Source organism: Streptomyces pseudovenezuelae (assembly GCF_001513955.1).
In the GTDB taxonomy this organism is placed as follows: Bacteria; Actinomycetota; Actinomycetes; order Streptomycetales; family Streptomycetaceae; genus Streptomyces; species Streptomyces pseudovenezuelae.
Window position 1 is genome coordinate 915,058 of sequence record NZ_KQ948145.1, and the last position, 25,471, is coordinate 940,528.

At 69.2% G+C, this 25,471-nt stretch carries 22 protein-coding genes and 1 pseudogene; 4 read left to right on the forward strand and 19 right to left on the reverse strand.

The window, feature by feature from the left end; translation table 11 throughout:
- Positions 1-68 precede the first annotated feature (68 nt).
- Genes nuoN through AQI94_RS11610 form a run of 14 tightly spaced genes read right to left on the reverse strand, consistent with a single transcriptional unit; the run spans position 69 to position 16,098 of the window.
- Complete coding sequence (nuoN, locus tag AQI94_RS11545; protein WP_031056853.1) at positions 69-1,718, reverse strand: NADH-quinone oxidoreductase subunit NuoN; 1,650 nt, start codon at positions 1,716-1,718, stop codon at positions 69-71.
- The gene (locus AQI94_RS11550) at positions 1,715-3,286 is read right to left on the reverse strand and encodes an NADH-quinone oxidoreductase subunit M (protein WP_031056851.1); all 1,572 of its coding nucleotides are present in this window, start codon (positions 3,284-3,286) and stop codon (positions 1,715-1,717) included. Before AQI94_RS11550 ends, nuoN begins: the two co-directional genes overlap by 4 nt.
- Before the next feature lie 5 nt (positions 3,287-3,291).
- Positions 3,292-5,205 (reverse strand): NADH-quinone oxidoreductase subunit L, encoded by a 1,914-nt coding sequence (nuoL, locus tag AQI94_RS11555; RefSeq protein ID WP_031056849.1) that lies wholly within the window; start codon positions 5,203-5,205, stop codon positions 3,292-3,294.
- 14 nt (positions 5,206-5,219) lie between these two features.
- Positions 5,220-5,519, reverse strand: a complete 300-nt coding sequence (gene nuoK, locus AQI94_RS11560; RefSeq protein ID WP_003974374.1) for an NADH-quinone oxidoreductase subunit NuoK — start codon at positions 5,517-5,519, stop codon at positions 5,220-5,222.
- On the reverse strand, positions 5,516-6,373 hold the full coding sequence (locus AQI94_RS11565) for an NADH-quinone oxidoreductase subunit J (RefSeq protein WP_031056846.1): 858 nt from the start codon (positions 6,371-6,373) through the stop codon (positions 5,516-5,518). Before AQI94_RS11565 ends, nuoK begins: the two co-directional genes overlap by 4 nt.
- Positions 6,370-7,011 carry an NADH-quinone oxidoreductase subunit NuoI gene (nuoI, locus tag AQI94_RS11570; protein WP_020120587.1) on the reverse strand — a complete coding sequence of 214 codons (642 nt, stop codon included), beginning with the start codon at positions 7,009-7,011 and terminating at the stop codon, positions 6,370-6,372. The genes AQI94_RS11565 and nuoI overlap by 4 nt, the downstream gene beginning before the upstream one ends.
- Positions 7,004-8,380 (reverse strand): NADH-quinone oxidoreductase subunit NuoH, encoded by a 1,377-nt coding sequence (gene nuoH / locus AQI94_RS11575; RefSeq protein ID WP_031056844.1) that lies wholly within the window; start codon positions 8,378-8,380, stop codon positions 7,004-7,006. The genes nuoI and nuoH overlap by 8 nt, the downstream gene beginning before the upstream one ends.
- On the reverse strand, positions 8,377-10,881 hold the full coding sequence (locus tag AQI94_RS11580; protein WP_031056842.1) for an NADH-quinone oxidoreductase subunit G: 2,505 nt from the start codon (positions 10,879-10,881) through the stop codon (positions 8,377-8,379). The genes nuoH and AQI94_RS11580 overlap by 4 nt, the downstream gene beginning before the upstream one ends.
- Positions 10,878-12,227, reverse strand: a complete 1,350-nt coding sequence (nuoF, locus tag AQI94_RS11585; protein WP_031056838.1) for an NADH-quinone oxidoreductase subunit NuoF — start codon at positions 12,225-12,227, stop codon at positions 10,878-10,880. Before nuoF ends, AQI94_RS11580 begins: the two co-directional genes overlap by 4 nt.
- On the reverse strand, positions 12,227-13,108 hold the full coding sequence (gene nuoE, locus AQI94_RS11590) for an NADH-quinone oxidoreductase subunit NuoE (RefSeq protein WP_031056835.1): 882 nt from the start codon (positions 13,106-13,108) through the stop codon (positions 12,227-12,229). The genes nuoF and nuoE overlap by 1 nt, the downstream gene beginning before the upstream one ends.
- A complete protein-coding gene (locus AQI94_RS11595) occupies positions 13,105-14,442 on the reverse strand; it encodes an NADH-quinone oxidoreductase subunit D (RefSeq protein ID WP_031056834.1) in 1,338 nt (445 codons plus the stop codon). The genes nuoE and AQI94_RS11595 overlap by 4 nt, the downstream gene beginning before the upstream one ends.
- Positions 14,439-15,173: an NADH-quinone oxidoreductase subunit C gene (locus tag AQI94_RS11600; RefSeq protein ID WP_031056831.1), complete on the reverse strand. Its 735-nt coding sequence runs from the start codon at positions 15,171-15,173 to the stop codon at positions 14,439-14,441. Before AQI94_RS11600 ends, AQI94_RS11595 begins: the two co-directional genes overlap by 4 nt.
- Positions 15,170-15,724 (reverse strand): NuoB/complex I 20 kDa subunit family protein, encoded by a 555-nt coding sequence (locus AQI94_RS11605; protein WP_007383964.1) that lies wholly within the window; start codon positions 15,722-15,724, stop codon positions 15,170-15,172. Before AQI94_RS11605 ends, AQI94_RS11600 begins: the two co-directional genes overlap by 4 nt.
- A 14-nt stretch (positions 15,725-15,738) precedes the next feature.
- Positions 15,739-16,098, reverse strand: coding sequence for an NADH-quinone oxidoreductase subunit A (locus AQI94_RS11610; protein WP_007383963.1), 360 nt, complete (start codon positions 16,096-16,098; stop codon positions 15,739-15,741).
- Between the two features lie 734 nt (positions 16,099-16,832).
- On the opposite strand from AQI94_RS11610, the gene AQI94_RS11615 reads away from it, so the two are divergent.
- Both AQI94_RS11615 and AQI94_RS42705 read left to right on the forward strand, forming a co-directional pair.
- Entirely contained in the window at positions 16,833-17,639 is an 807-nt protein-coding gene (locus AQI94_RS11615; RefSeq protein ID WP_031056829.1) for a C40 family peptidase, read from the forward strand.
- Positions 17,640-17,752: 113 nt separating this feature from the next.
- Positions 17,753-18,080, forward strand: a pseudogene (locus AQI94_RS42705) (peptide deformylase); the annotation flags it as partial.
- Between the two features lie 135 nt (positions 18,081-18,215).
- On the opposite strand, the gene AQI94_RS11620 reads toward AQI94_RS42705, so the two are convergent.
- Entirely contained in the window at positions 18,216-19,502 is a 1,287-nt protein-coding gene (locus AQI94_RS11620) for a geranylgeranyl reductase family protein (protein WP_031056825.1), read from the reverse strand.
- A 121-nt stretch (positions 19,503-19,623) separates the two neighbouring features.
- Between AQI94_RS11620 and AQI94_RS11625 the strand changes: the two genes are divergently transcribed.
- Together AQI94_RS11625 and AQI94_RS11630 are read left to right on the forward strand one after the other, a co-directional pair.
- The gene (locus AQI94_RS11625) at positions 19,624-20,148 is read left to right on the forward strand and encodes a GNAT family N-acetyltransferase (RefSeq protein ID WP_031056823.1); all 525 of its coding nucleotides are present in this window, start codon (positions 19,624-19,626) and stop codon (positions 20,146-20,148) included.
- 110 nt (positions 20,149-20,258) lie between these two features.
- Positions 20,259-20,576, forward strand: a complete 318-nt coding sequence (locus AQI94_RS11630; RefSeq protein ID WP_037945056.1) for a PASTA domain-containing protein — start codon at positions 20,259-20,261, stop codon at positions 20,574-20,576.
- An 18-nt stretch (positions 20,577-20,594) separates the two neighbouring features.
- On the opposite strand, the gene AQI94_RS11635 is transcribed toward AQI94_RS11630, so the two are convergent.
- From AQI94_RS11635 to AQI94_RS11650, 4 genes are read right to left on the reverse strand one after another with little or no spacing between them, the layout of a single operon-like run.
- Positions 20,595-21,290: a demethylmenaquinone methyltransferase gene (locus AQI94_RS11635; protein WP_031056816.1), complete on the reverse strand. Its 696-nt coding sequence runs from the start codon at positions 21,288-21,290 to the stop codon at positions 20,595-20,597.
- Positions 21,287-22,612 (reverse strand): acyltransferase family protein, encoded by a 1,326-nt coding sequence (locus AQI94_RS11640; RefSeq protein WP_037945054.1) that lies wholly within the window; start codon positions 22,610-22,612, stop codon positions 21,287-21,289. The genes AQI94_RS11635 and AQI94_RS11640 overlap by 4 nt, the downstream gene beginning before the upstream one ends.
- Complete coding sequence (locus tag AQI94_RS11645; protein WP_031056810.1) at positions 22,609-24,885, reverse strand: bifunctional polysaccharide deacetylase/glycosyltransferase family 2 protein; 2,277 nt, start codon at positions 24,883-24,885, stop codon at positions 22,609-22,611. The genes AQI94_RS11640 and AQI94_RS11645 overlap by 4 nt, the downstream gene beginning before the upstream one ends.
- Before the next feature lie 17 nt (positions 24,886-24,902).
- A complete protein-coding gene (locus AQI94_RS11650; protein ID WP_078902908.1) occupies positions 24,903-25,268 on the reverse strand; it encodes a hypothetical protein in 366 nt (121 codons plus the stop codon).
- Between the last annotated feature and the right edge of the window lie 203 nt (positions 25,269-25,471).

Consider the following 25,471-nt stretch of genomic DNA (forward strand, 5'->3'; position numbering starts at 1 on the left):
ACGGCGGGCCCCGGTTCCCTCTGAGGGAGCCGGGGCCCGCCGTACGAACACGGTTCAGGCATGCCTGATCAGCGCACGAACACTCCCGCCTGGTTCGCCAGGTCCAGGAAGTACTGCGGAGCCACACCGAGCACCAGCGTGACCGCCACGCCGACCCCGATCGCCGTCATCGTCAGCGGCGACGGCACGGCGACCGTCGGCCCCTCCGGGCGCGGTTCGCTGAAGAACATCAGCACGATCACACGGATGTAGAAGAACGCCGCGATGGCCGACGAGATCACACCGACCACGACGAGCGGCGCCGCGCCGCCCTCCGCCGCCGCCTTGAACACGGCGAACTTCCCGGCGAAGCCGGAGGTCAGCGGGATACCGGCGAAGGCCAGCAGGAACACCGCGAACACGGCGGCCACCAGCGGCGAACGACGGCCGAGCCCCGCCCACTTGGACAGGTGCGTCGCCTCCCCACCGGCATCGCGGACGAGCGTGACCACGGCGAACGCGCCGATCGTCACGAACGAGTACGCGGCCAGGTAGAAGAGGACCGACGACACTCCGTCCGGCGTGGTCGCGATGACACCGGCGAGGATGAATCCGGCGTGCGCGATGGACGAGTACGCCAGCAGCCGCTTGATGTCGGTCTGGGTGATCGCGACGATCGCACCGCCGAGCATGGTGACGATCGCGACGGCCCACATGACCGGCCGCCAGTCCCAGCGCAGGCCCGGCAGGACGACGTAGAGGAGCCTGAGCAGCGCGCCGAAGGCGGCCACCTTGGTCGCCGCCGCCATGAAGCCGGTGACCGGGGTGGGCGCGCCCTGGTAGACGTCCGGGGTCCACATGTGGAACGGCACCGCGCCCACCTTGAACAGCAGGCCCATGACGATCATCGCGGCGCCGATCAGCAGCAGCGCGTCGTTGCCCATGGTGTCGGCGAGCGCCGGGTCCACGGTGGTGATCGTGCCGTCGACGACCCGCGCGATGGTGCCGTACGACACCGAGCCCGCGTAGCCGTACAGCAGCGCGATGCCGAAGAGGGTGAACGCGGAGGCGAACGCGCCGAGCAGGAAGTACTTGACCGCGGCTTCCTGCGACATGAGCCGCTTGCGGCGGGCCAGCGCGCACAGCAGGTACAGCGGGAGCGAGAAGACCTCCAGGGCCACGAACAGCGTCAGCAGGTCGTTGGCCGCCGGGAAGATCAACATGCCCGCGATGGCGAAGAGCAGCAGCGGGAACACCTCGGTGGTGGTGAACCCGGCCTTCACGGCCGCCTTCTCACTGTCGCTGCCCGGCACCGAGGCGGCCTGCGCGGCGAACGAGTCCACGCGGTTGCCGTGGGTCTCGGGGTCGAGCCGCCGCTCGGCGAAGGTGAACAGGCCGACCAGTCCCGCCAGCAGGATCGTGCCCTGCAGGAACAGGGCCGGTCCGTCGACGGCGATCGCGCCCATGGCCGCGATGCCCGCCTTGGTGGTGGCGTATCCGTCGGCGGCCAGGGCCACGACCGCCGCGAAGGCGGCGCACAGGGCCACGACGGAGACGAACAGCTGGGCGTAGTAACGGGACTTGCGCGGGACGAAGGCCTCGACCAGCACTCCGACGATCGCCGCGCCCAGAATGATCAGGGTGGGCGACAACTGCCCGTATTCGATCTTCGGCGCGTCGATCTTGGAGATCGGGTCGGCCGCGGTTGTCCACAGGCTGTGGACGACTGTCGCGCTCACTTGGCCGCCTCCACCTCGGGCTTGGGGTCCTTCTTGTGTACGTCGGACATGGTCGACTTCACCGCCGGGTTCACGATGTCCGTGACGGGCTTCGGGTAGACGCCCAGGAAGATCAGCAGGACGACCAGCGGGGCCACCACCACGAGCTCACGCACGCGCAGGTCGGGCATCGCCGAGACCTCCGGCTTCACCGGGCCCGTCATCGTCCGCTGGTAGAGGACGAGGGTGTACAGCGCGGCCAGCACGATGCCGAAGGTCGCGATGATGCCGATGGCCGGGTAGCGCGCGAACGTGCCGACCAGGACCAGGAACTCACTGACGAAGGGCGCGAGGCCCGGCAGGGACAGGGTCGCGAGACCGCCGATCAGGAAGGTGCCGGCGAGCACCGGGGCGACCTTCTGGACCCCGCCGTAGTCGGCGATGAGCCGCGAGCCGCGCCGCGAGATCAGGAAGCCGGCCACCAGCATCAGCGCGGCCGTCGAGATCCCGTGGTTGACCATGTAGAGCGTCGCGCCGGACTGGCCCTGGCTGGTCATCGCGAAGATGCCCATGATGATGAAGCCGAAGTGCGAGATCGACGCGTAGGCCACCAGGCGCTTGATGTCCCGCTGGCCGACCGCGAGCAGCGCCCCGTAGATGATGCTGATCACCGCCAGGACGAGGATCGCGGGCGTCGCCCACTTGCTGGCCTCCGGGAAGAGCTGGAGGCAGAAGCGGAGCATCGCGAAGGTGCCCACCTTGTCGACGACCGCCGTGATGAGCACGGCGACCGGGGCGGTGGCCTCCCCCATCGCGTTGGGCAGCCAGGTGTGCAGCGGCCACAGGGGCGCCTTCACCGCGAAGGCGAAGAAGAACCCGAGGAACAGCCAGCGCTCGGTGTTGGTCGCCATGTCGAGCGTGCCGTTGGCCCGCGCCTCGGCGATCTCCTGGAGGCTGAAGTTCCCCGCGACGACGTAGAGGCCGATCACCGCGGCCAGCATGATCAGACCGCCGACCAGGTTGTAGAGGAGGAACTTCACGGCGGCGTACGAGCGTTGGGCCGCCGCGTTCTCGTCCGTGCCCGCGTGGGCGCGGTCCCCGAAGCCGCCGATGAGGAAGTACATCGGGATCAGCATGGCTTCGAAGAAGATGTAGAACAGGAAGACGTCGGTGGCCTCGAAGGAGATGATCACCATCGCCTCGACGGCCAGGATCAGGGCGAAGAAGCCCTGCGTCGGCCGCCACCGCCTGCTTCCGGTCTCCAGCGGGTCGGCGTCGTGCCAGCCCGCCAGGATGATGAACGGGATCAGCAGCGCGGTCAGCGCGAGGAGCGCCACCCCGATGCCGTCCACGCCCAGTTCGTACCTGACCCCGAAGTCCGCGATCCAGGCGTGCGATTCGGTGAGCTGGTAGCGGGCGCCGTCCGGGTCGAAGCGGACCAGGACGACGATCGCGAGGGCGAGGGTGGCGATCGAGACGAGCAGCGCCAGCCACTTCGCGGCGGTGCGCCGCGCGGCCGGCACGGCGGCCGTGGCGATGGCCCCGATCGTCGGGAGCACCGCCGTCGCTGTCAGCAGAGGAAAGGACATCGGTATCAGACCGCCCTCATCAGCAGGGTCGCGGCGACGAGGATCGCCGCGCCGCCGAACATCGAGACCGCGTACGACCGCGCGTAGCCGTTCTGCAGCTTGCGCATCCGCCCGGACAGACCGCCGACCGAGGCCGCCGTGCCGTTGACCACTCCGTCGACCAGGGTGTGGTCGACGTACACCAGGGACCGCGTGAGGTGCTCTCCGCCGCGGACCAGGACGACGTGGTTGAAGTCGTCCTGGAGCAGGTCGCGCCGGGCGGCCCGGGTGAGCAGCGACCCGCGCGGGGCGACCACCGGGACCGGACGCCGGCCGTACTGGAGCCAGGCGATCGCGACGCCGATGACCATCACGGTCACCGTGGCCGCCGTGACGGTGGCCGCGCTGATCGGCGCGTCTCCGTGGCTGTGCCCGGTGACGGGCTCCAGCCAGTGCAGGAAGCGGTCGCCGATGCTGAAGAAGCCGCCCGCGAAGACCGATCCGAAGGCCAGCACGATCATCGGGATCGTCATGGACCTGGGCGACTCGTGCGGGTGGGGCTCGTGGCCCTCGGCGTCCGGCTGCCAGCGCTTCTCGCCGAAGAACGTCATCAGCATCACGCGCGTCATGTAGAAGGCGGTGATGGCCGCACCCAGCAGGGCGCAGGCGCCGAGGATCCAGCCCTCGGTGCCGCCCTTGGCGAAGGCCGCCTCGATGATCTTGTCCTTGGAGAAGAAGCCGGACAGGCCCGGGAAGCCGATGATCGCGAGGTAGCCGAGGCCGAAGGTCACGAAGGTGACCGGCATGTACTTCCTGAGGCCGCCGTACTTCCGCATGTCGACCTCGTCGTTCATGCCGTGCATGACCGAGCCGGCGCCGAGGAAGAGCCCGGCCTTGAAGAAGCCGTGCGTCACCAGGTGCATGATCGCGAAGACGTAGCCGATGGGGCCGAGGCCCGCGGCGAGGACCATGTAGCCGATCTGCGACATCGTCGAGCCCGCGAGGGCCTTCTTGATGTCGTCCTTCGCGCAACCGACGATCGCACCGAACAGGAGCGTGACCGCACCGACGACGGTGACGACCAGCTGGGCGTCGGGCGCGAGGTTGAAGATGTTGGCGGAGCGGACGATCAGGTAGACGCCCGCGGTCACCATGGTCGCGGCGTGGATGAGGGCCGAGACCGGGGTCGGGCCCTCCATCGCGTCCCCGAGCCAGGACTGCAGCGGCACCTGGGCGGACTTGCCGCAGGCGGCGAGCAGCAGCATCAGGGCGATGCCGGTGAGCGTGGCCTCGGAGGCGCCGGTGACGAGTCCGGGCTCCTCGTGGCTGCCGAGGACCGGGCCGAAGGCGAAGCTGCCGAAGGTCGTGAACATCAGCATGATCGCGATCGACAGGCCCATGTCGCCGACGCGGTTGACCAGGAAGGCCTTCTTGGCCGCGGTCGCCGCGCTGGGCTTGTGCTGCCAGAAGCCGATGAGCAGGTAGGAGGCGAGACCGACGCCTTCCCAGCCGACGTACAGCAGCAGGTAGTTGTCGGCGAGGACGAGCAGCAGCATCGCCGCGAGGAACAGGTTCAGATAGCCGAAGAAGCGGCGGCGGCGCTCGTCGTGCTCCATGTACCCGATCGAGTACAGGTGGATCAGCGAGCCGACGCCGGTGATCAGCAGGACGAACGTCATCGACAGCTGGTCGAGACGGAAGGCGACGTCCGCCTGGAAGCCCTCGACCGGGATCCAGGTCCACAGGTGCTGGGTGAGGGTGCGGTGCTCGGCGCCCTTGCCTAGCAGGTCGGCGAAGAGGATGGCGCCGAACACGAAGGAAGCGCCGGCGAGGACGGTGCCGATCCAGTGGCCGACGGCGTCCAGCCGCCGGCCGCCGGTGAGCAGGACCGCCGCTCCGAGCAGGGGCGCCGCGATGAGCAGCGCGATCAGGTTCTCCACGATTCAGCGACCCCTTACAGCTTCATCAGGCTGGCGTCGTCGACCGAGGCCGAGTGGCGGGAACGGAACAGCGACACGATGATCGCGAGCCCGACCACGACCTCCGCGGCGGCGACGACCATCGTGAAGAAGGCGATGATCTGGCCGTCGAGATTGCCGTGCATCCGGGAGAAGGCGACGAACGCGAGGTTGCAGGCGTTGAGCATGAGCTCGATGCACATGAACACGACGATGGCGTTGCGCCTGATCAGCACGCCGGTGGCGCCGATCGTGAACAACAGGGCGGCGAGGTAGAGGTAGTTGACCGGGTTCACTTCGACGCCTCCTTCTTGAAGGTGGCCGGTTCGACCTCGGTCCGCTCCAGGCGCTCCTCGGCGCGCTGTTCGAGGGCCTTGAGGTCGTTCAGCGCCTCCGTCGACACGTCCCTGATCTGACCGCGGTCGCGCAGGGTCTTGCTGACCGTGAGCTCGGAGGGGGTGCCGTCGGGCAGCAGGCCCGCGATGTCCACCGCGTTGTGCCGGGCGTAGACGCCGGGGGCGGGCAGCGGCGGGAGGTGCTTGCCCTCGCGGACGCGCTTCTCGGCCATCTCCCGCTGGGTCAGGGCCCGCTCGGTGCGCTCGCGGTGGGTGAGCACCATGGCGCCGACGGCGGCGGTGATCAGCAGGGCGCCGGTGATTTCGAAGGCGAAGACGTACTTGGTGAAGATGAGGGTCGCCAGGCCCTCCACATTGCCGCCGGCGTTGGCCTGGGCGAGGCCGTTGAACTGCTTGAGCGAGGCGTTGCCGATCCCGGCGAAGAGCAGGATGCCGAAGCCGAGCCCGCACACCAGGGCCAGCCAGCGCTGGCCCCTGATGGTCTCCTTCAGGGAGTCCGCCGCGGTCACGCCGACGAGCATCACCACGAACAGGAACAGCATCATGATCGCGCCGGTGTAGACGACGATCTGGACGACGCCGAGGAAGTAGGCGCCGTTGGCGAGGTAGAACACCGCCAGGATGATCATGGTCCCGGCGAGGCAGAGGGCGCTGTGCACGGCCTTCTTCATGAAGACGGTGCACAGGGCGCCGATCACGGCGACGGTGCCGAGGACCCAGAACTGGAAGGCCTCGCCGGTGGAGGTGTCGGCGGCCAGCGTGGCCGCGTCGGCGAGCTGGAGAGGTGCGCTCATCGCCCGATCACCTTCTCCGACGCCGGTTCGTCCGCACCGAAGGTGGAGTCGGCCTCCTGGACCACCTCGCCCTTGGAGACGGCGACCTGGGGCACGGTGCCGGGCGCGGCCTCCGTGACCAGGCCCCGGTAGTAGTCCTGCTCGTCCGTGCCGGGGTAGATGGCGTGCGGCGAGTCGACCATGCCCTCTTCGAGGCCGGCGAGGAGCTGCTCCTTGGTGAAGATGAGGTTGGCGCGGCTGGAGTCGGCCAGTTCGAACTCGTTGGTCATCGTCAGCGCGCGCGTGGGGCACGCCTCGATGCACAGCCCGCACAGGATGCAGCGGGCGTAGTTGATCTGGTAGACGCGGCCGTACCGCTCGCCCGGGGAGTAGCGCTCCTCGTCGGTGTTGTCGGCGCCCTCCACATAGATGGCGTCGGCGGGGCAGGCCCAGGCGCACAGCTCGCAGCCGACGCACTTCTCCAGGCCGTCCGGATGGCGGTTGAGCTGGTGCCGTCCGTGGAACCGGGGAGCGGTGGTCTTCTGCTGCTCCGGGTACTGCTCGGTCAGCCGCTTCTTGAACATGGCCTTGAAGGTCACGCCGAAGCCGGCGACGGGATTCATGAAACCGGGCTTGGTCTCCTTGGGCTCCTCAGCCATCGGACGCCTCCTTTCCATCCGTAGAACCAGTCAGCGGTCCGTCACTGTGAGTATCGGGCCCGCCACTGACAATCAGCTCCCGCTCCTGACGCGAGCGGCGCCGGGGCACCGGCGGCAACTCCTGTCCGGGCAGCGGCGGGACGGGGAATCCGCCCGCCATCGGGTCGAATCCGGCCGGCTGTTCGGCGGGCTCCGCGGCCGCCTTCGACTTCTCGCGGAACATGTCCGCGACGAAGGAGAGCAGCAGCAGGACCAGGACTCCGCCGCCGACGTAGAGCGCGATGTCGGCGAAGTCGTAGTTCTCGTTGCGCAGGGTCCGCACGGTCGCGACGAGCATCAGCCAGACCACGGAGACCGGGATGAGGACCTTCCAGCCGAGCTTCATCAGCTGGTCGTAGCGGACGCGCGGGAGCGTGCCACGCAGCCAGATGAAGAAGAACAGCAGCAGCTGCACCTTGATCACGAACCAGAGCAGCGGCCACCAGCCGTGGTTCGCGCCCTCCCAGAAGGTGCTGATGGGCCAGGGGGCCCGCCAGCCGCCGAGGAAGAGCGTGGTCGTCACGGCCGAGACCGTCACCATGTTCACGTACTCGGCGAGCATGAACAGCGCGAACTTGATCGACGAGTACTCGGTGTTGAAGCCGCCCACGAGGTCGCCCTCGGACTCCGGCATGTCGAAGGGGGCGCGGTTGGTCTCGCCGACCATGGTGATGACGTAGATGATGAAGGACACCGGCAGCAGGACGATGTACCAGCGGTCCTGCTGCGCCTCGACGATCGCCGAGGTCGACATCGATCCGGAGTAGAGGAACACCGAGGCGAAGGCGGCGCCCATGGCGATCTCGTACGAGATCATCTGCGCGCAGGAGCGCAGGCCGCCCAGGAGCGGATACGTCGACCCGGAGCTCCAGCCCGCGAGCACGATGCCGTAGATGCCGACCGAGGCGACCGCGAGGATGTAGAGCATCGCGATCGGCAGGTCGGTGAGCTGCATCGCGGTGCGGTGGCCGAAGATCGAGATCTCGTTGCCGGACGGGCCGAAGGGGATCACCGCGATCGCCATGAAGGCCGGGATGGCCGCGACGATCGGCGCGAGGATGTAGACGACCTTGTCCGCGCGCTTGACGACGACGTCTTCCTTCAGCATCAGCTTGATGCCGTCGGCGAGCGACTGGAGCATGCCCCAGGGGCCGTGCCGGTTGGGCCCGATGCGCAGCTGCATCCAGGCGACGACCTTGCGCTCCCACACGATGGAGAACAGCACGGTCAGCATCAGGAAGGCGAAGCAGAAGACGGCCTTGATGACGACGAGCCACCAGGGGTCGGTGCCGAACATCGAGAGGTCTTCCGCGGCGAGGTACGGGCTCATGCCTCCACCTCCTTGGGAGCTTCGGCTGCGAGCGTCGCCGGGCCGATGTGGACGAGGGAGCCGGGCAGCACCCCGGCGTCGGAGGCGACGCCCGAGCCGGTGGAGTTCAGCGGGAGCCAGACCACGCGGTCGGGCATCTCGGTGATCTGCAGCGGCAGTTCGACGACTCCGGTCTTGCCGGTCACGGCGAGGAGGTCGCCCTCCTTGACGCCCACCTCGGCAGCCGTCGCGGCCGACAGCCGCGCGCGTGCCGCGTGCCGGGTCCCGGCGAGCGCCTCGTCGCCCTGCTGGAGCAGACCTTGGTCGAGCAGCAGCCGGTGTCCGGCCAGCACGGCCTCTCCGGCGGCGGGCCGCGGCAGCTGGGCCCCGGTCTCGAAGGGCTCGGTGCCGCGCGATCCGTCCCAGGGGCCGAGCCGGTCGATCTCCGCGCGCGTGGTGCGCAGATCCGGCAGACCCAGGTGGACGTCCATGGCGTCGGCCAGCATCTGCAGCACCCGCGCGTCGGTGGGCGCGAGCCGGCGGGTCATCTGGTCGGGCTTGAGCGCGGCCTCGAAGAAGCGCACCCTGCCCTCCCAGTTGAGGAAGGTGCCGGCCTTCTCGGCGACCGCGGCCACCGGCAGGACGACGTCCGCGTGCTCGGTGACCTCACTCGGACGCAGTTCCAGCGACACCACGAACCCGACCTCCTGGAGCGCCTCACGCGCGCGTGCCGGGTCGGGCAGGTCCGCGAGCTCGACGCCCGCGACCACCAGTGCCTGAAGCTCGCCGGACATGGCGGCCTCGACGATCTGACCGGTGTCCCGGCCGTAGCGGTGCGGGAGTTCGGCCACACCCCAGACCGAGGCGACCTCGTCACGCGCGCGCGGGTCGGTGGCCGGGCGGCCGCCGGGCAGCAGCGTCGGCAGCGCGCCCGCTTCGAGGGCACCGCGCTCTCCGGCCCGCCGCGGGATCCACACCAGCTGCGCGCCGGTCGCGGAGGCGGCCCGTACGGCGGCGGTCAGTCCGCCCTTCACGGCGGCCAGCCGCTCGCCTACGACGATCACCGCGCCCGCGGTGCGCAGCGCCTCGGCGGCCCTGCTGCCGTCCTCCTCCAGGCCGACCCCGCCGGCCAGCGCGTCCAGCCACTCGGTCTCGGTGCCGGGGGCGGCCGGCAGCAGTGTGCCGCCCGCCTTCTCCAGGCCGCGCGTGGCGTGGGTGGCGAGCGAGAAGACCTTCTGGCCGTGCCCGCGCCAGGCCTTGCGCAGCCTCAGGAAGACGCCGGGCGCCTCCTCCTCGGCCTCGAACCCGACCAGCAGGACCGCCGGCGCCTTCTCCAGCGCGGTGTACGTGACGCCCGTACCGTCGAGGTCACGGCCGTGGCCGGCGATCCGGGCGGCCAGGAAGTCGGCCTCCTCGCTGCTGTGCACCCGCGCGCGGAAGTCGATGTCGTTGGTGTCGAGCGCCACGCGCGTGAACTTGCTGTACGCGTACGCGTCCTCGATGGTGAGGCGGCCGCCGGTGAGGACCCCGGCCCGGCCGCGCGAGGCGAGCAGCCCCTGCGCCGCGATCTGGAGCGCCTCGGGCCAGGACGCCGGCACCAGCTCGCCCTCGGGGTTGCGGACCAGCGGGTGCTCCAGCCGGTCCCGCTGCTGGGCGTACCGGAAGGCGAAGCGCCCCTTGTCGCAGATCCACTCCTCGTTGACCTCGGGGTCGTTGGCCGCGAGCTTGCGCATGACCTTGCCGCGCCGGTGGTCGGTGCGGGTGGCGCAGCCGCCGGAGCAGTGCTCGCACACGCTCGGGGAGGACACCAGGTCGAAGGGGCGGGAGCGGAACCGGTACGCCGCCGAGGTGAGCGCGCCGACCGGACAGATCTGGATGGTGTTCCCGGAGAAGTACGACTCGAAGGGGTCGCCCTCGCCGGTGCCGACCTGCTGGAGCGCGCCCCGCTCGATCAGCTCGATCATCGGGTCGCCGGCGATCTGGTTGGAGAAGCGGGTACAACGGGCGCACAGCACGCAGCGCTCGCGGTCGAGCAGCACCTGGGTGGAGATCGGGACGGGCTTCTCGTAGGTGCGCTTCTTGCCCTCGAAGCGGGACTCGGACTGCCCGTGGGACATCGCCTGGTTCTGCAGGGGGCACTCGCCGCCCTTGTCGCAGACCGGGCAGTCCAGCGGGTGGTTGATGAGGAGGAGCTCCATCACACCGTGCTGGGCCTTCTCGGCGACCGGCGAGGTGAGGTGGGTCTTCACCACCATCCCGTCGGTGCAGGTGATGGTGCAGGAGGCCATCGGCTTGCGCTGGCCCTCGACCTCGACGATGCACTGCCGGCAGGCGCCGGCCGGGTCGAGGAGGGGGTGGTCGCAGAACCGGGGGATCTCGATGCCGAGCTGTTCGGCGGCCCGGATGACCAGGGTGCCCTTGGGCACGCTGATCTCGGCGCCGTCGATCGTCAGCGAGACGAGATCCTCCGGCGGGACCGCCGCCTCTCCCCCGCCCGAGGGAGTGCTGGTGGTCACGGTCATGCGTTCACCTCCGTGCGGGAGTCGGCCCAGACCGTCGACTTGGCCGGGTCGAACGGGCAGCCGCGGCCCGTGATGTGCTGCTCGTACTCCTCGCGGAAGTACTTGAGCGAGGAGAAGATCGGCGAGGCGGCGCCGTCGCCGAGGGCGCAGAAGGACTTGCCGTTGATGTTGTCGGCGATGTCGTTGAGCTTGTCGAGGTCGGCCATGACGCCCTTGCCGGCCTCGATGTCGCGCAGCAACTGCACGAGCCAGTAGGTGCCTTCACGGCACGGGGTGCACTTGCCGCAGGACTCGTGGGCGTAGAACTCGGTCCAGCGGGTGACGGCGCGCACGACGCAGGTCGTCTCGTCGAAGCACTGCAGGGCCTTGGTGCCGAGCATGGAACCGGCGGCGCCGACGCCCTCGTAGTCGAGGGGGACGTCGAGGTGCTCCTCGGTGAACATCGGCGTGGAGGAGCCGCCCGGCGTCCAGAACTTCAGCCGGTGGCCCGGCCGCATGCCGCCGCTCATCTCCAGCAGCTGGCGCAGTGTGATGCCGAGCGGGGCCTCGTACTGGCCGGGGCTCGCGACGTGGCCGCTGAGCGAGTACAGCGTGAAGCCCGGGGACTTCTCGCTGCCCATCGACCTGAACCAGTCTTTCCCCCTTTGGAGAATCGCGGGAACCGACGCGATCGACTCCACGTTATTCACAACAGTCGGGCAGGCGTAGAGGCCCGCGACCGCAGGGAAGGGGGGACGGAGCCGCGGTTGGCCACGGCGGCCTTCGAGCGAGTCGAGCAGTGCGGTCTCCTCACCGCAGATGTACGCGCCGGCGCCCGCGTGCACGGTGATGTCGAGATCGAGGCCGCTGCCCAGGATGTTCTTCCCGAGGTAGCCGGCCGCGTAGGCCTCGCTCACGGCCGAGTGCAACCGCCGCAGTACAGGGACGACTTCACCGCGGAGATAGATGAAGGCATGCGAAGACCTGATGGCGTAACACGCGATGATCATGCCCTCGATGAGGCTGTGCGGGTTCGCGAAGAGGAGCGGGATGTCCTTGCAGGTCCCGGGCTCCGACTCGTCGGCGTTGACAACTAGATAGTGGGGCTTTCCATCTCCCTGCGGGATGAACTGCCATTTCATCCCGGTGGGGAATCCGGCGCCGCCGCGGCCGCGCAGACCGGAGTCCTTGACGTACGCGATCAGGTCGTCCGGCGACATCGCGAGCGCCTTGCGGAGCCCCTCGTAGCCCTCGTGCCTCTTGTAGACGTCCAGCGTCCAGGACTCGTCCTCGTCCCAGAAGGCCGACAGCACGGGTGCGAGCAGCTTCTCGGGACTGGTGTCCTTCAGTTCGGGTGCCAAGGTCATCACTCCCCCTCCTCGGCGGCGGGCCCGGCCGGATGGGCCGGGTCGGAGGCCGACGTGTCCTGTGGCGCGTCGTGCGAGCTCGGGTGCTCCGACGGGGACGGCTCGGGGGCGCCCCTGTCCTGCGGTGCGCCGTCGCCGTCCTGCGACGATCCTTCGCGCGGATGGACCACGCGCGCGGGTGCGGTCTCTCCCCTGGCCAGGCGGAGGCCCACCAGTGACGCGGGTCCCGCTCCGCCGCTCGCCTCGACGGCTCCGGGCCGCTCGTCGGGGAAGCCGGCGAGGATCCGCGCGGTCTCCTTGAAGGTGCACAGCGGCGCCCCGCGCGTGGGCTCGACGGGACGCCCCGCGCGCAGGTCGTCGACGAGCCGCTTGGCGGTGTCCGGGGTCTGGTTGTCGAAGAACTCCCAGTTGACCATCACGACCGGCGCGAAGTCGCAGGCCGCGTTGCACTCGATGTGCTCCAGGGTGACCTTGCCGTCGTCGGTGGTCTCGCCGTTGCCTACGCCCAGGTGCTCCTGCAGCTCGGAGAAGATCGCGTCGCCGCCCATCACCGCGCACAGCGTGTTGGTGCAGACGCCCACCTGGTAGTCACCGGAGGGCCTGCGCCGGTACATGGTGTAGAAGGTGGCCACCGCGGTGACCTCCGCCGTGGTCAGCTCCAGCACGTCCGCGCAGAACTGCATGCCGGTGCGGGTGACATGGCCCTCCTCCGCCTGCACGAGGTGCAGCAACGGCAGGAGCGCCGAGCGGGAGTCCGGGTAGCGGGCGATGATCTCGCGCGCGTCCGTCTCCAGCCGGGCTCGGACGTCGTCCGGGTAAGCGGGTGCGGGCAGTTCGGGCATGCCCAGGCTGACGCCCCGCTCGGAAGGACTCGTGGTCACCGGTCGACGCCTCCCATCACGGGGTCGATGGACGCGACAGCGACGATGACGTCGGCGACCTGGCCGCCCTCGCACATCGCCGCCATGGCCTGAAGGTTGGTGAAGGACGGGTCGCGGAAATGGACCCGGAAGGGGCGGGTGCCGCCGTCGGACACGGCGTGCACCCCGAGTTCGCCCTTGGGCGACTCGACTGCCGCGTACGCCTGTCCCGGCGGCACGCGGAAGCCCTCGGTGACCAGCTTGAAGTGGTGGATCAGGGCCTCCATGGAGGTGCCCATGATCTTCTTGATGTGGTCGAGGGAGTTGCCGAGCCCGTCGGGTCCCAGGGCGAGCTGGGCGGGCCAGGCGATCTTCTTGTCGGCGACCATGACCGGTCCGGGCTGGAGCCGGTCCAGACACTGCTCGATGATCCTGAGCGACTGGCGCATCTCCTCCAGACGGATCAGGAAGCGGCCGTAGGAGTCGCAGGTGTCGGCGGTCGGGATGTCGAAGTCGTAGGTCTCGTAGCCGCAGTAGGGCTGCGACTTGCGCAGGTCGTGCGGCAGGCCCGTGGAGCGCAGGATGGGGCCGGTGGCGCCGAGGGCCATGCAGCCCGCCAGGTCCAGATAGCCGACGTCCTGCATACGGGCCTTGAAGATGGGGTTCCCGGTGGCGAGCTTGTCGTACTCCGGGAGGTTCTTCTTCATCTTCTTCACGAACTCGCGGATGTGGTCCACCGCGCCGGGCGGCAGGTCCTGCGCGAGTCCGCCGGGGCGGATGTACGCGTGGTTCATCCTCAGGCCCGTGATGAGCTCGTAGATGTCGAGAATCATTTCACGATCACGGAATCCGTAGATCATGATCGTGGTGGCGCCGAGTTCCATGCCGCCGGTGGCGATGCACACCAGGTGCGAGGAGAGCCGGTTCAGCTCCATCAGGAGCACCCGGATGAGGGTGGCCCGGTCGGGGATCTGGTCCTCGATGCCGAGGAGCTTCTCGACGGCGAGGCAGTAGGCGGTCTCGTTGAAGAAGGACGTCAGGTAGTCCATGCGCGTCACGAACGTGGTGCCCTGCGTCCACGTGCGGAACTCGAGGTTCTTCTCGATGCCGGTGTGGAGGTAGCCGATGCCGCAGCGGGCCTCGGTGACCGTCTCGCCGTCGATCTCCAGGATCAGGCGGAGCACCCCGTGGGTGGAGGGGTGCTGGGGCCCCATGTTGACGACGATGCGCTCGTCGTCGGCCTTGGCCGCGCTCTGGACGACCTCGTCCCAGTCGCCACCGGTGACCGTGTAGACGGTGCCCTCGGTGGTCTCGCGCGCCGAGGCGGCGGAGGCGGATGCGTGCTGCGTGCTCATGAGTACGACCTCCGCTGGTCCGGAGCCGGGATCTGGGCGCCCTTGTACTCGACGGGGATGCCGCCGAGGGGGTAGTCCTTGCGCTGCGGATGGCCCTGCCAGTCGTCCGGCATCATGATCCGCGTCAGCGCCGGGTGACCGTCGAAGACGATCCCGAAGAAGTCGTAGGTCTCGCGCTCGTGCCAGTCGTTGGTCGGATACACCGAGACCAGGGACGGGATGTGCGGGTCCGCGTCCGGGGCGCTGACCTCCAGGCGGATCAGCCGGTTGTGGGTGATCGAGCGCAGGTGGTAGACGGCGTGCAGCTCGCGGCCCTTGTCGTGGAGGTAGTGGACCCCGCTGACGCCGGTGCAGAGCTCGAAGCGCAGGGCCGGGTCGTCACGCAGGGTCTGCGCGACGCGCAGCAGGTGCTCGCGCTCGATGTGGAAGGTGATCTCGCCGCGGTCGACGACCGTCTTCTCGATCGCGTTGCCGGGGAGCAGTCCCTGCTCCTCCAGGGCGCCATCCAGTTCGTCGGCGACCTCGTCGAACCAGCCGCCGTAGGGGCGGGTGGCCTCTCCCGGGAGCCGGATGGAGCGGACCAGGCCGCCGTAGCCGGAGGTGTCGCCGCCGTTGTTCGCGCCGAACATGCCACGCTGGACGCGGATCTCCTCGCCGCCGTCGCCGCGCTGGCCGGGGAGGTTGGAGGCGCCAAGGTCCTTCTCGGGGTTCACCCCGTTCGCGTCGCTCACCGCAGCAGCCCCTTCATCTCGATCGTGGGCAGGGCCTTGAGCGCCGCCTCCTCCGCCTCGCGGGCGGCCTCCTCGGCGTTCACGCCGAGCTTGGAGGACTGGATCTTCTGGTGGAGCTTGAGAATGGCGTCCATCAGCATCTCGGGCCGTGGCGGGCAGCCGGGCAGATAGATGTCGACCGGCACGATGTGGTCGACGCCCTGCACGATCGCGTAGTTGTTGAACATGCCGCCCGAGGAGGCGCAGACCCCCATGGAGATGACCCACTTGGGGTTCGGCATCTGGTCGTAGACCTGCCTGAGCACCGGCGCCATCTTCTGGCTGACCCGGCCGGCGACGATCATGAGGTCCGCCTGGCGGGGTGAGCCGCGGAAGACCTCCATGCCGAAGCGGGCCAGGTCGTAGCGTCCGGCGCCGGTGGTCATCATCTCGATGGCACAGCAGGCGAGGCCGAACGTGGCCGGGAAGACGGACGCCTTGCGCACCCAGCCCGCGGCCTGCTCGACGGTGGTCAGCAGGAAGCCGCTCGGCAGCTTTTCTTCGAGTCCCATGAGTTAAAGGCCCCTCAGTCCCATTCCAGGCCGCCGCGCCGCCATACGTACGCGTACGCGACGAAGACGGTGAGCACGAAGAGCAGCATCTCCACGAGCCCGAAAACACCCAGGGCGTCGAAGGTGACAGCCCAGGGGTAGAGGAAGACGATCTCGATGTCGAAGACGATGAAGAGCATCGCCGTCAGGTAGTACTTGATGGGGAAGCGCCCGCCGCCGGCCGGCGTGGGGGTCGGCTCGATTCCGCACTCGTAGGCCTCGAGCTTGGCCCGGTTGTACCGCTTCGGACCGATCAGCGTGGCCATGACCACGGAGAAGATCGCAAAGCCTGCCCCGAGGGCTCCCAGTACGAGGATGGGCGCATAAGCGTTCACCGCTCCTCGCTCCTCTCAGTCGGCACTGACTGCTGGCGATGGCATCGGACTCACACCCTCCTCATACGTCCCTCTGACCTCCGTCCGTCCCGACGAAGATCGCGAACATGTGAAGCAGGTCACAAGCCCAACTGACCCGCATCTTATGCCCGCCGGTCTGTGATCTGCGACACGGGGTATTGCACAAGCTTTGTGATCTCCACCACCAGACGAAGGATCATGAAGTCGGATCAGCGGTGATCTTCACACGAGAAGCGTCCGAGTGATCACCAGAGGTGACATTTCCGCTAGTCGGCGCAGGTCGGAAGAGGCGTCTCCATATCAAGAGGCTTCCCCTGCATGCAAATTGGCGGTGGACGCGACCGCTTGATAGAGGACCGCGTTCACACATCAGGGGGAGGCGCGAGGACGAGTGTGGACGCGTGCACACATTCACGAGCGTCGGCACTCTCCGGACGCAGCCGTCGCCGTAACCGTTGCGTGACCTCCGCCACATCCACAGGAGCTCCCCAGGAAGGGGGCTTGGCCATCGGCCCCAACCGGTGGTAGCTGCGGGGCAATTCGGGCGTAACAGCGAAAGGCCATGATCACGGCCATGATCACGTGAGTCCGCAATGTCCGTTACGGCGTCAATAAAGAGTGAGCCACCGGGTTTTCGGGCCACCGATTGAACAACTGTGGCGCAGCACACGTTTCTTGAAGGTATGGAGGAGCCCCTGATACCAGTTGGTCTCATGTCCCACACCGCTCACATACGCAGCCACCGGAAACCCCGCCGCAGCGCGACGACTTCGATCGCCGTGCGTGCCGGAGTCGCCGGTGGCGTGCTCAGCATGGCAGCGGCGGGCGCGTCGGCTTCGGCGTTCGCCGCCGAGTCGACGACGCAGACCCTCGAACTGCCCACCCTCTCGGCCGACCTGGGCAGCCAGGTCGCCGAGTCCGCCGACGCGATGCAGCAGGCGGCCGCCAACTACCAGCTGCAGGCCGAGCGTGACGCGGCCGCCGCAAAGGCCGCGAAGCAGGCCAAGGCGGACCTCGCGGAGGCCAAGAAGAAGGCGGAGGCCAAGAAGAAGGCCGAGGAGGCCCGCAGGGCCGCCGCCGAGGAGGCCGCCTCGCGCAGCTCGGAGCGGACCACCCTGTCCGCCTCGGCGAGCGCCAGTGTCTCCACGAGCTCGTCCACGGCCACCGGTTCGGCCGCGGCCGTCATCGCCTTCGTGAAGGCTCAGGTCGGTGACGCGTACGTCTCCGGCGGCACCGGCCCCAACTCGTGGGACTGCTCGGGCCTCGTGCAGGCGGCGTTCAGCCAGATCGGCGTCGACCTGCCGCGCGTCTCGCAGGACCAGTCGACCGCGGGCACCCAGGTCTCGCTGAGCAACCTCCAGCCGGGCGACATCCTGTACTGGGGCAGCGCGGGCAGCGCGTACCACGTGGCGGTGTACGTGGGCGACGGCATGTTCGTCGGCGCGCAGAACCCCTCGACCGGTGTGGCCGAGAAGCCGCTGTCCTACGACCCGCCGACCGGCGCGGTGCGGGTGCTCTGACATCGGGACACCCGGGGACATCGGTCACCGGGACAGCACGAACGCACGGAAGGGCCGCAGCCGCTCGGGGGCTGCGGCCCTTCCGTTGTCCTGTACGGGTCGGATGGGGATGTATGTCCCCGACTCGCCCCGGGCCCACCGAGGTCGGCGAGGAGGTGCCCCACAGGCCGTGCCGGGACGGGACCGAGTTCGGGCCCGATCTCACCGCGGCGGGCCTCGCGGCGAACCAGGTCGGTGTCGGACCGCGGCTCTTCGTCCACGGCCGTCCGGACGACGACGGCGTCCGGCATGTCGGACACATCGTCAGCCTGGTGCTCGCCCAGCTCGACCCGGGCGGGCGCAGGCTGCACTTCGCGCGCTGCCTGGCCCACGAGAGCCGACCATGTGAACGGGCACGCGTATCTGGACCGGCTGTCCGGGCCGGACCGCGAGGAGGCGCTGAACGGTGCTCAGGGCATCGTCAGCGCCTCAGGGAGTGGACCAGCGCCCACACCGACACCGCGATGAGGATGACGAAGACGGGTAACGCGACCCCTGCGTCCATACCTCCAACATGCCCCCGCGACGGGGCTCCCGTCACGCCTTCGGCGCCACCTTGCTCAGCCCGTTGATGATCCGGTCCATCGCGTCGCCGCCCGTGGGGTCGGTGAGGTTGGCGAGCATCTTCAGGGTGAACTTCATGAGCAGCGGGTGTGTCAGGCCGCGCTGGGCCGCGATCTTCATGACCTTCGGGTTGCCGATGAGCTTCACGAAGGCGCGGCCCAGCGTGTAGTAGCCGCCGTAGGTGTCCTTGAGGACCTGCGGGTAGCGCTGCAGGGCGATCTCCCGCTGGGCGGGCGTGGCGCGGGCGTGGGCCTGGACGATGACGTCGGCGGCGATCTGGCCGGACTCCATGGCGTAGGCGATGCCCTCGCCGTTGAAGGGGTTGACCATGCCGCCGGCGTCGCCGACCAGGAGCAGGCCCTTGGTGTAGTGCGGCTGGCGGTTGAAGGCCATCGGCAGGGCGGCGCCGCGGATCGGGCCGGTCATGTTCTCCGGGGTGTAGCCCCAGTCCTCCGGCATCGAGGCGCACCAGGCCTTCAGCACCTCGCGCCAGTCGAGCTCCTTGAAGGAGTCGGAGGTGTTCAGGACGCCGAGGCCGACGTTGGAGGTGCCGTCGCCCATGCCGAAGATCCAGCCGTAGCCGGGCAGCAGCCGGTCCTCGCCGGGGCCGCGGCGGTCCCACAGCTCCAGCCAGGACTCCAGGTAATCGTCGTCGTGGCGCGGGCTCTCGAAGTACGTCCGTACGGCCACGCCCATCGGGCGGTCCTCGCGGCGGTGCAGGCCCATCGCGAGGGAGAGCCGGGTGGAGTTGCCGTCGGCGGCGACCACGAGGGGCGCGTGGAAGGTGACTTCGCGCTTCTCCTCGCCGAGCTTCGCGTGGACGCCGGTGATGCGGCCGGTGCGGTCGTCGACGATCGGGGCACCGACGTTGCAGCGCTCGTAGAGCCGCGCCCCGGCCTTCTGGGCCTGGCGGGCGAGCTGCTCGTCGAAGTCGTCGCGCTTGCGGACGAGGCCGTAGTCGGGGAAGGAGGCCAGCTCCGGCCAGTCGAGCTGGAGGCGTACGCCGCCGCCGATGATGCGGAGGCCCTTGTTCCGCAGCCAGCCGGCCTCTTCGGAGATGTCGATGCCCATGGCCACGAGCTGCTTGGTGGCGCGCGGGGTGAGGCCGTCGCCGCAGACCTTCTCGCGCGGGAACTCGGTCTTCTCCAGCAGGAGCACGTCGAGTCCGGACTTGGCGAGGTGGTACGCGGTCGTGGAGCCGGCCGGCCCCGCGCCGACGACGATGACATCGGCGGTGTTCTCGGACAGGGGCTCGGTCACGGCGGGATCTCCCCAGGCTCGGAATCAAGTTCGGAATCAAGTTCTGAATCCGCGTGCCGACCGGCACTGGACATGGGCAGTCTATTCAGCAGAATTGATCACCCGGCTGAAGGGCTGCCCCATGGACCGAGCTCTGCCCGTCGTACGGCTGCGCGTCCCCACCGACGAGGACGCCGTCGCCTGGCACCGCGTCTTCGACGACCCGGACGTCATGGAGTTCCACGGCGGCAGGTCGGCGGAGCTGTACGTCTACGAGGAGCTCACCGCGCGGCAGCGCCGGCACGACGCCGAGCGCGGTTTCTGCCTGTGGACCATGGTCGACGAGGACGGCCGGGTCATCGGCTTCACCGGGGCCCAGCCGTGGCCGCAGGACTGGGGGCCGACGGGCGAGATCGAGATCGGGTGGCGGCTCGGGCGGGCGTACTGGGGCCGGGGGTACGCCACCGTGGCCGCGCGGCTGACGCTGGAGCGGCTCAGAGCGGCGGGCGTCACGGACGTGGTGGCGATGGTCAGACCCGGCAACGAACGGTCGATCGCGGTCACCAAGCGCCTCGGCATGGAACTCGCGGAGACCTTCCCGCACCCCCGGTTCGCGGAAGAGGCGCTGTGCTTCCGGCTCTCCCTGCGGGACGGTCACCCGGAGTAGCGGTCTGCTACAGAAAGACACCCGGTACTTCCGGTCGCCGTCGGGCCGGAGTTACCCTGCCAGTACCGCTGGGGGTGACATCTGTGCGCATACCACCCAAGACGCCCGAAGTGCGCGTACCGCGACTGGTCGGACTCATGGCCGTGGACGCGCGCGAGACGGCGCAGGCGCAGGGCCTGTTCGTCAACGCGCCGGATCGCAGGGACTTCCATCAGGCCGTCGTCGACTATGTCGTACGCCAGTACCCGCAGGCCGGTGCGGAGGTGCCGCGGGACTCGGTGGTGTACGTGTGGTTCGACCTCGGCCCGGGTGAGGGCGGCGGAGGCATCCGCGAGCCCCGCATCCCCCACCCTCCGAGCGGCGGCCTCCAGCGCGAGCTGGACGAGCCGGGCGATCCCTACGTGGTCCGCTGCGTGACGGGGCTCTGACCTCGGCCCCGGAGCGGCTCAGCTCTCCTTGACGCCCCGGTGCAGAGCCACGATCCCGCCCGTCAGGTTCCGCCAGGCCACCTTCGACCAGCCCGCCTTCTGGAGGCGCTCCGCCAGGGCCGGCTGGTCCGGCCAGGCACGGATGGACTCGGCGAGGTACACGTAGGCGTCGGGGTTGGAGGAGACCGCGCGGGCGACCGGCGGCAGGGTGCGCATCAGGTACTCGGTGTAGACCGTGCGGAACGGCGCCCAGGTCGGGTGCGAGAACTCGCAGATCACGACCCGGCCGCCGGGCCTGGTCACCCGGTACATCTCGCGCAGCGCGGCGTCGGTGTCCTGGACGTTGCGCAGCCCGAAGGAGATGGTGACGGCGTCGAAGGTGTCGTCCTTGAAGGGCAGCCTCGTCGCGTCGCCCGCGGTGAACGGCAGCCAGGAGTGGTTGCGCTTGCCGACCCGGAGCATGCCGATCGAGAAGTCGCAGGGCACGACATAGGCGCCGGTGCGGGCGAAGGGCAGCGACGAGGTGGCCGTGCCCGCCGCGAGGTCCAGGATCTTCTGGGCGGGGCGGGCGTCGACGGCCCTGGCGACCTCCTTGCGCCACACCCGGTCCTGGCCGAGCGACAGCACGTCGTTGGTCAGGTCGTACCGTTCCGCCACGTCGTCGAACATCGAGGCGACTTCGTGCGGCTGCTTGTTCAGGGAAGCGCGGGTCACGTCCCCATTCTTGCAGGCCGCCCTCCCGGAAGTAGCTGCGGCTTCTTCTTCCCGGCCACGTCCTCCACCCATCCGCACACCAGGACGAACACCGCGATCAGGATCCAGCCGACGCCGAACATGAACCACTGGCTCTCCAGCGGCAGCCACTTCTCGAACGCGGGCACGTTCCAGAACTGGTCGATCAGCGGCACGGCCAGGATCAGCGCGATCTCGTGCCACAGGTAGATCGTCACCGCCCGGGAGTTGAAGACCGTCACGACCCGGTCGGTCCGCCGGAAGCGGGTCAGCCAGGCGAAGTCGATCCCGAACCAGGACTTGGCCCACATCAGCAGCAGCACGTACCCGGCGGACCAGAAGGCCTGCGCGAGGGGGATGTCGTCGAGGTCGTACGACCCGGTCTCGGCCTGGTGGGTGACGGCGTACCAGCCGCCGAACCCGATCGCGGCGAGCGAGAGCAGGACGACGGCCGCCGGCCTCAGCCGCTCCAGGACCCCGTCCCGGTGGGCGAAACCGAGGATCCAGCAGAACAGGAAGGTCGCCAGGTCGGTGAGCGCGCTGCCGAGGCGGTCGTCCGGGGGCTCCCACAGGAAGTGGAAGGCCACGATCGGGGCGAGGGACAGCAGCAGGACGGGGACCGGCGCGAGCCGGAAGACCTTCAGCAGCACCGGGGACAGCAGGACGAACCACAGGTACGTCCGCAGGTACCAGAGGATCTCCCAGGCCTGCTCGCCCCACGCGTTGCCCGGCGGATCGCCGAGCGGCACGATCCAGTAGACGATCTGCCGGCCCGGCATCCAGCCGTGGACCAGCATCGCGAGGACCACGAAGACGCCCCAGAACCAGAACGGGGGCAGCAGGCGGCGCAGCCGGCTCCTGATCACCGTGGCGGCCGGGCGCTCCAGGGACTTCGCCATCAGCGTCCCGGCCAGGCCGAACATGATGCCCATGGAGGGGAAGACCATGCCGGCCCAGGCCCACCCGAAGGTGTGATAGGTGACGACCCGGATCAGCGCGACGGCCCGCAGTGTGTCGAAGTAGCGGTCACGGCCGGAGGGCCGAGACGGAGGCTTCTCCTCCTCCGCCTCGGCGTCGGTGGGAGCAGCGGGAGCCGGTGGCTCCGGTTCCGGCTCCACCACCGGCAAGGGGGCTGTCGCGTACGGCACCGGCTCCGCGCTCTGCCCGTGATCGACGTACTGCTGCTGACAGGGCTGCTGTGCGTACTCCGGGTACCCGTACTCGGGCCCGTATCCCTGGTACTGCTGCGGATACCCCTGCGGCTGGTATCCCTGCGGCTGGTACCCCTGCTGCTCCCAGCTCATCGGCCCGCCCCCGCCGGCGTCCCGACCTCGCCGGTCCGCTTCAGTTTCTGCCAGCGCAGGCGGCCGCCGGTGAGCGCGGTGATGCAGGAGTGGATCAGGACGAGGTACATCATCTGGCGGTAGGCCAGCTGCTGGAGCGGCATCATCAGCAGATAGCGGTACTTCTCCTTGTCCAGCTTGAAGGCGTACGCCGCGCACACGAGCTGGATGCCGAGGACCGCGAGCCAGGCGTACAGCGCCGCCCGGAAGTCGACGAAGATCATCGAGTAGGCGGTGAACACGTCGATCAGCGGGGCGAAGACCGGCGTGACGATCTGGAAGATCACCACGAGCGGCATGCCGACCCGGCCGAAGCGGCCCGAGGGACCCTTGTCGGTGAGGGACCTGCGGTGCTTCCAGAGCGCCTGCATGGTGCCGTACGACCACCGGTAGCGCTGCGACCACAGCTGCTTGAGGGAGCCGGGCGCCTCGGTCCACGCGCGGGCGTGCTCCTGGTAGACGACCCGCCGGCCCGCGCGGTGCATCGCGATGGTGATGTCGGTGTCCTCGGCGAGGGTGTCCTCGCTCATGCCGCCGACCTGGAGGACCGCCTCGCGGCGGAACGCGCCGATCGCGCCCGGGATGGTGGGCATGCAGCGCAGCAGGTCGTACATCCGGCGGTCGAGGTTGAAGCCCATCACGTACTCGATGTGCTGCCAGGCGCCGATGACCGTGTCGCGGTTGCCGACCTTGGCGTTGCCGGCGACCGCGCCGACCTCCGGGTTCGCGAAGGGCTGCACCAGCTGCCGTACGGTGTCCGGCTCGAAGACGGTGTCGCCGTCCATCATCACGACGATGTCGTGGCTGGCGCTGCGCACCCCGTTGTTGAGGGCGGCCGGCTTGCCCGCGTTCTCCTGGCGGATGACGCGGACGTTCGTCATGCCCAGGGAGCGGGCCGCCTCGCGGGCGATCTCGGAGGTGCCGTCCGAGGAGCCGTCGTCGACGACGATGACCTCGATCGGATGCGTGCTCCTCGCCAGCGACTCCAGGGTGTTGGCGATGCACTCCTTCTCGTTGTACGCCGGGACGATCACCGTCACCGGCCGGGTGACCGTGGGCCCCCAGCTGAAGCGGCGTTTGTTGCGCTGCCGGTAGTGGCGGCGGGCGAGGATCAGCATCATCCCGAACCGCCCCATGACGGCCACGCCCACGATCACCAGCCCGACCGACAGCGTGGGCACGGTGTACTCGGCGACGGCGACCGCCGCGACGAGCGCCTTGCCCTCGTAGAGGGTCGCGCCGGTGGCCTCGCGGTGCGCGGCCTGGAGGCGGTCGGTGGCGTCGGTGTTCCGGCCGTTCGCCGCCCCCTGGGGCTGCGGGCCCGTCTGCCCGTCCGCCGGACCGCTGTTCGTGTTCTGCGCCTCGATGACCCCGCTGATGGTGGTGAAGGTGTAGCCCTTCGCCCGCATCTTCTCGATGTACTCCGGCAGCGCCTTGATCGTCTGTTCACGGTCGCCGCCGGCGTCGTGCATCAGCACCGAGGCGCCCGAGGTCCCGGACGGGGTGGCCCACTTGACGATCTTCGAGACCCCCGGCTTCTTCCAGTCGTCGCTGTCGGTGTCGACGAAGACGCTGGTGTAGCCCTCCTGGCCGAGCTTCTTGTAGACGGGCCAGCTGTAGTTGTCGATGGCGTCCGTCTCCGAGGAGTACGGCGCCCGGAACAGCGTGGTGGTGATGCCGGCCGCGCCCGCGAGGGCGAGCTGCGTCTGGGTCATCTCGCGCCGGATGCGGGCGTCGCTCTGGTAGGAGAGGTCGACGTGGGTGAAGGTGTGGATACCCACCTCATTGCCCTGGTCGACCATGTCCTTCACGATCCCCGGGTAGCGCGAGACCATCGAGCCGACCAGGAAGAAGGTCGCCGGGACGTCGTACTTCTCCAGGATCTTCAGGACCCGGGGCGTGTACGTCGGGTTCGGGCCGTCGTCGAAGGTGAGCGCGATCGTCTCGGAGGGCACGGAGGTCGTGGTGGCCCGGCCGCCCCGGAAGCTGATGATCGGCCCGCCGTTGATGATCTTGTCGGGGACCTTGCTGGAGCTGGCGCCGTCGCGCACCCGCTGGTCGCCGCCGACCTCGGCGCGCAGATAGCCGTCGAGCAGCATCACGCTGGTCAGACCGAGCAGGAGCAGCAGGGCGAGGATGACCCGCGGTTTCTGCAGCGCCGCGGCCTTGCCCGCCGCCCGCTCGATGCGGGTGGGGGCACGCCGGCGGCCGCGGGAGGGCGTCGTCGTGGTCATGTGGTGGGCCGTTCCGGTCAGTTGGAGGCCGCGGAGGCGGTCGCGGTCGGGGCGGCGCTCGGCGGAGCGCCCGTGGCGGTGCCCGTGGGCGGGGTGCCCGTGGGCCTCGACGGCGGGGTGCCGACACCGCCCTGCGGCTGGAGGCCGCCGGGGCCGGAGTTCGAGGAACCGCCGGGGCCGCCGTTCGCGAAGGGCAGCAGGGTGGTGCTGGAGACGCCGATGCCCATGAAGGCCAGGCCCAGCACGACGGCGTAGCCGAGGGACAGGACGCCGAGGAGGAGGCCGATCCGGCGCAGCGTCCGGGAGCGGCGCCCGGAATTGTCGACGAACACCGGACCCTCGGCGGGCCCGTTGCTGCCGCGTTCACGGCGGCGACCGCGCATGTCGGCACGGTTTTCGGTGGCAGGCTCGGAATGCATTCGCCAGACGTTAGGCAGTCTTTATGTGTCCACATTTGGCGTTCGTGTGAGGTGCATATGAGAAACCTCTTATGCTGTCCGTTTCCTGAGAGATCCCCGGAAATCCTGCGCGAGCCTCCGAAGGGTGAAGGGGGCCGAATGCCCGCCTTGCGTGACCGGTTCGTTCT

Excerpts from the sequence above, each read along its gene's own strand:
- AQI94_RS11550 (WP_031056851.1), bottom strand. The coding sequence starts at position 3,286 with ATGTCCTTTCCTCTGCTGACAGCGACGGCGGTGCTCCCGACGATCGGG.
- AQI94_RS11565 (WP_031056846.1), bottom strand. The coding sequence starts at position 6,373 with ATGAGCGCACCTCTCCAGCTCGCCGACGCGGCCACGCTGGCCGCCGAC.
- nuoI (WP_020120587.1), bottom strand. The coding sequence starts at position 7,011 with ATGGCTGAGGAGCCCAAGGAGACCAAGCCCGGTTTCATGAATCCCGTC.
- nuoH (WP_031056844.1), bottom strand. The coding sequence starts at position 8,380 with ATGAGCCCGTACCTCGCCGCGGAAGACCTCTCGATGTTCGGCACCGAC.
- AQI94_RS11580 (WP_031056842.1), bottom strand. The coding sequence starts at position 10,881 with ATGACCGTGACCACCAGCACTCCCTCGGGCGGGGGAGAGGCGGCGGTC.
- nuoF (WP_031056838.1), bottom strand. The coding sequence starts at position 12,227 with ATGACCTTGGCACCCGAACTGAAGGACACCAGTCCCGAGAAGCTGCTC.
- AQI94_RS11595 (WP_031056834.1), bottom strand. The coding sequence starts at position 14,442 with ATGAGCACGCAGCACGCATCCGCCTCCGCCGCCTCGGCGCGCGAGACC.
- AQI94_RS11605 (WP_007383964.1), bottom strand. The coding sequence starts at position 15,724 with ATGGGACTCGAAGAAAAGCTGCCGAGCGGCTTCCTGCTGACCACCGTC.
- AQI94_RS11615 (WP_031056829.1), top strand. The coding sequence starts at position 16,833 with ATGTCCCACACCGCTCACATACGCAGCCACCGGAAACCCCGCCGCAGC.
- AQI94_RS11625 (WP_031056823.1), top strand. The coding sequence starts at position 19,624 with ATGGACCGAGCTCTGCCCGTCGTACGGCTGCGCGTCCCCACCGACGAG.
- AQI94_RS11640 (WP_037945054.1), bottom strand. The coding sequence starts at position 22,612 with ATGAGCTGGGAGCAGCAGGGGTACCAGCCGCAGGGATACCAGCCGCAG.
- AQI94_RS11645 (WP_031056810.1), bottom strand. The coding sequence starts at position 24,885 with ATGACCACGACGACGCCCTCCCGCGGCCGCCGGCGTGCCCCCACCCGC.
- AQI94_RS11650 (WP_078902908.1), bottom strand. The coding sequence starts at position 25,268 with ATGCGCGGTCGCCGCCGTGAACGCGGCAGCAACGGGCCCGCCGAGGGT.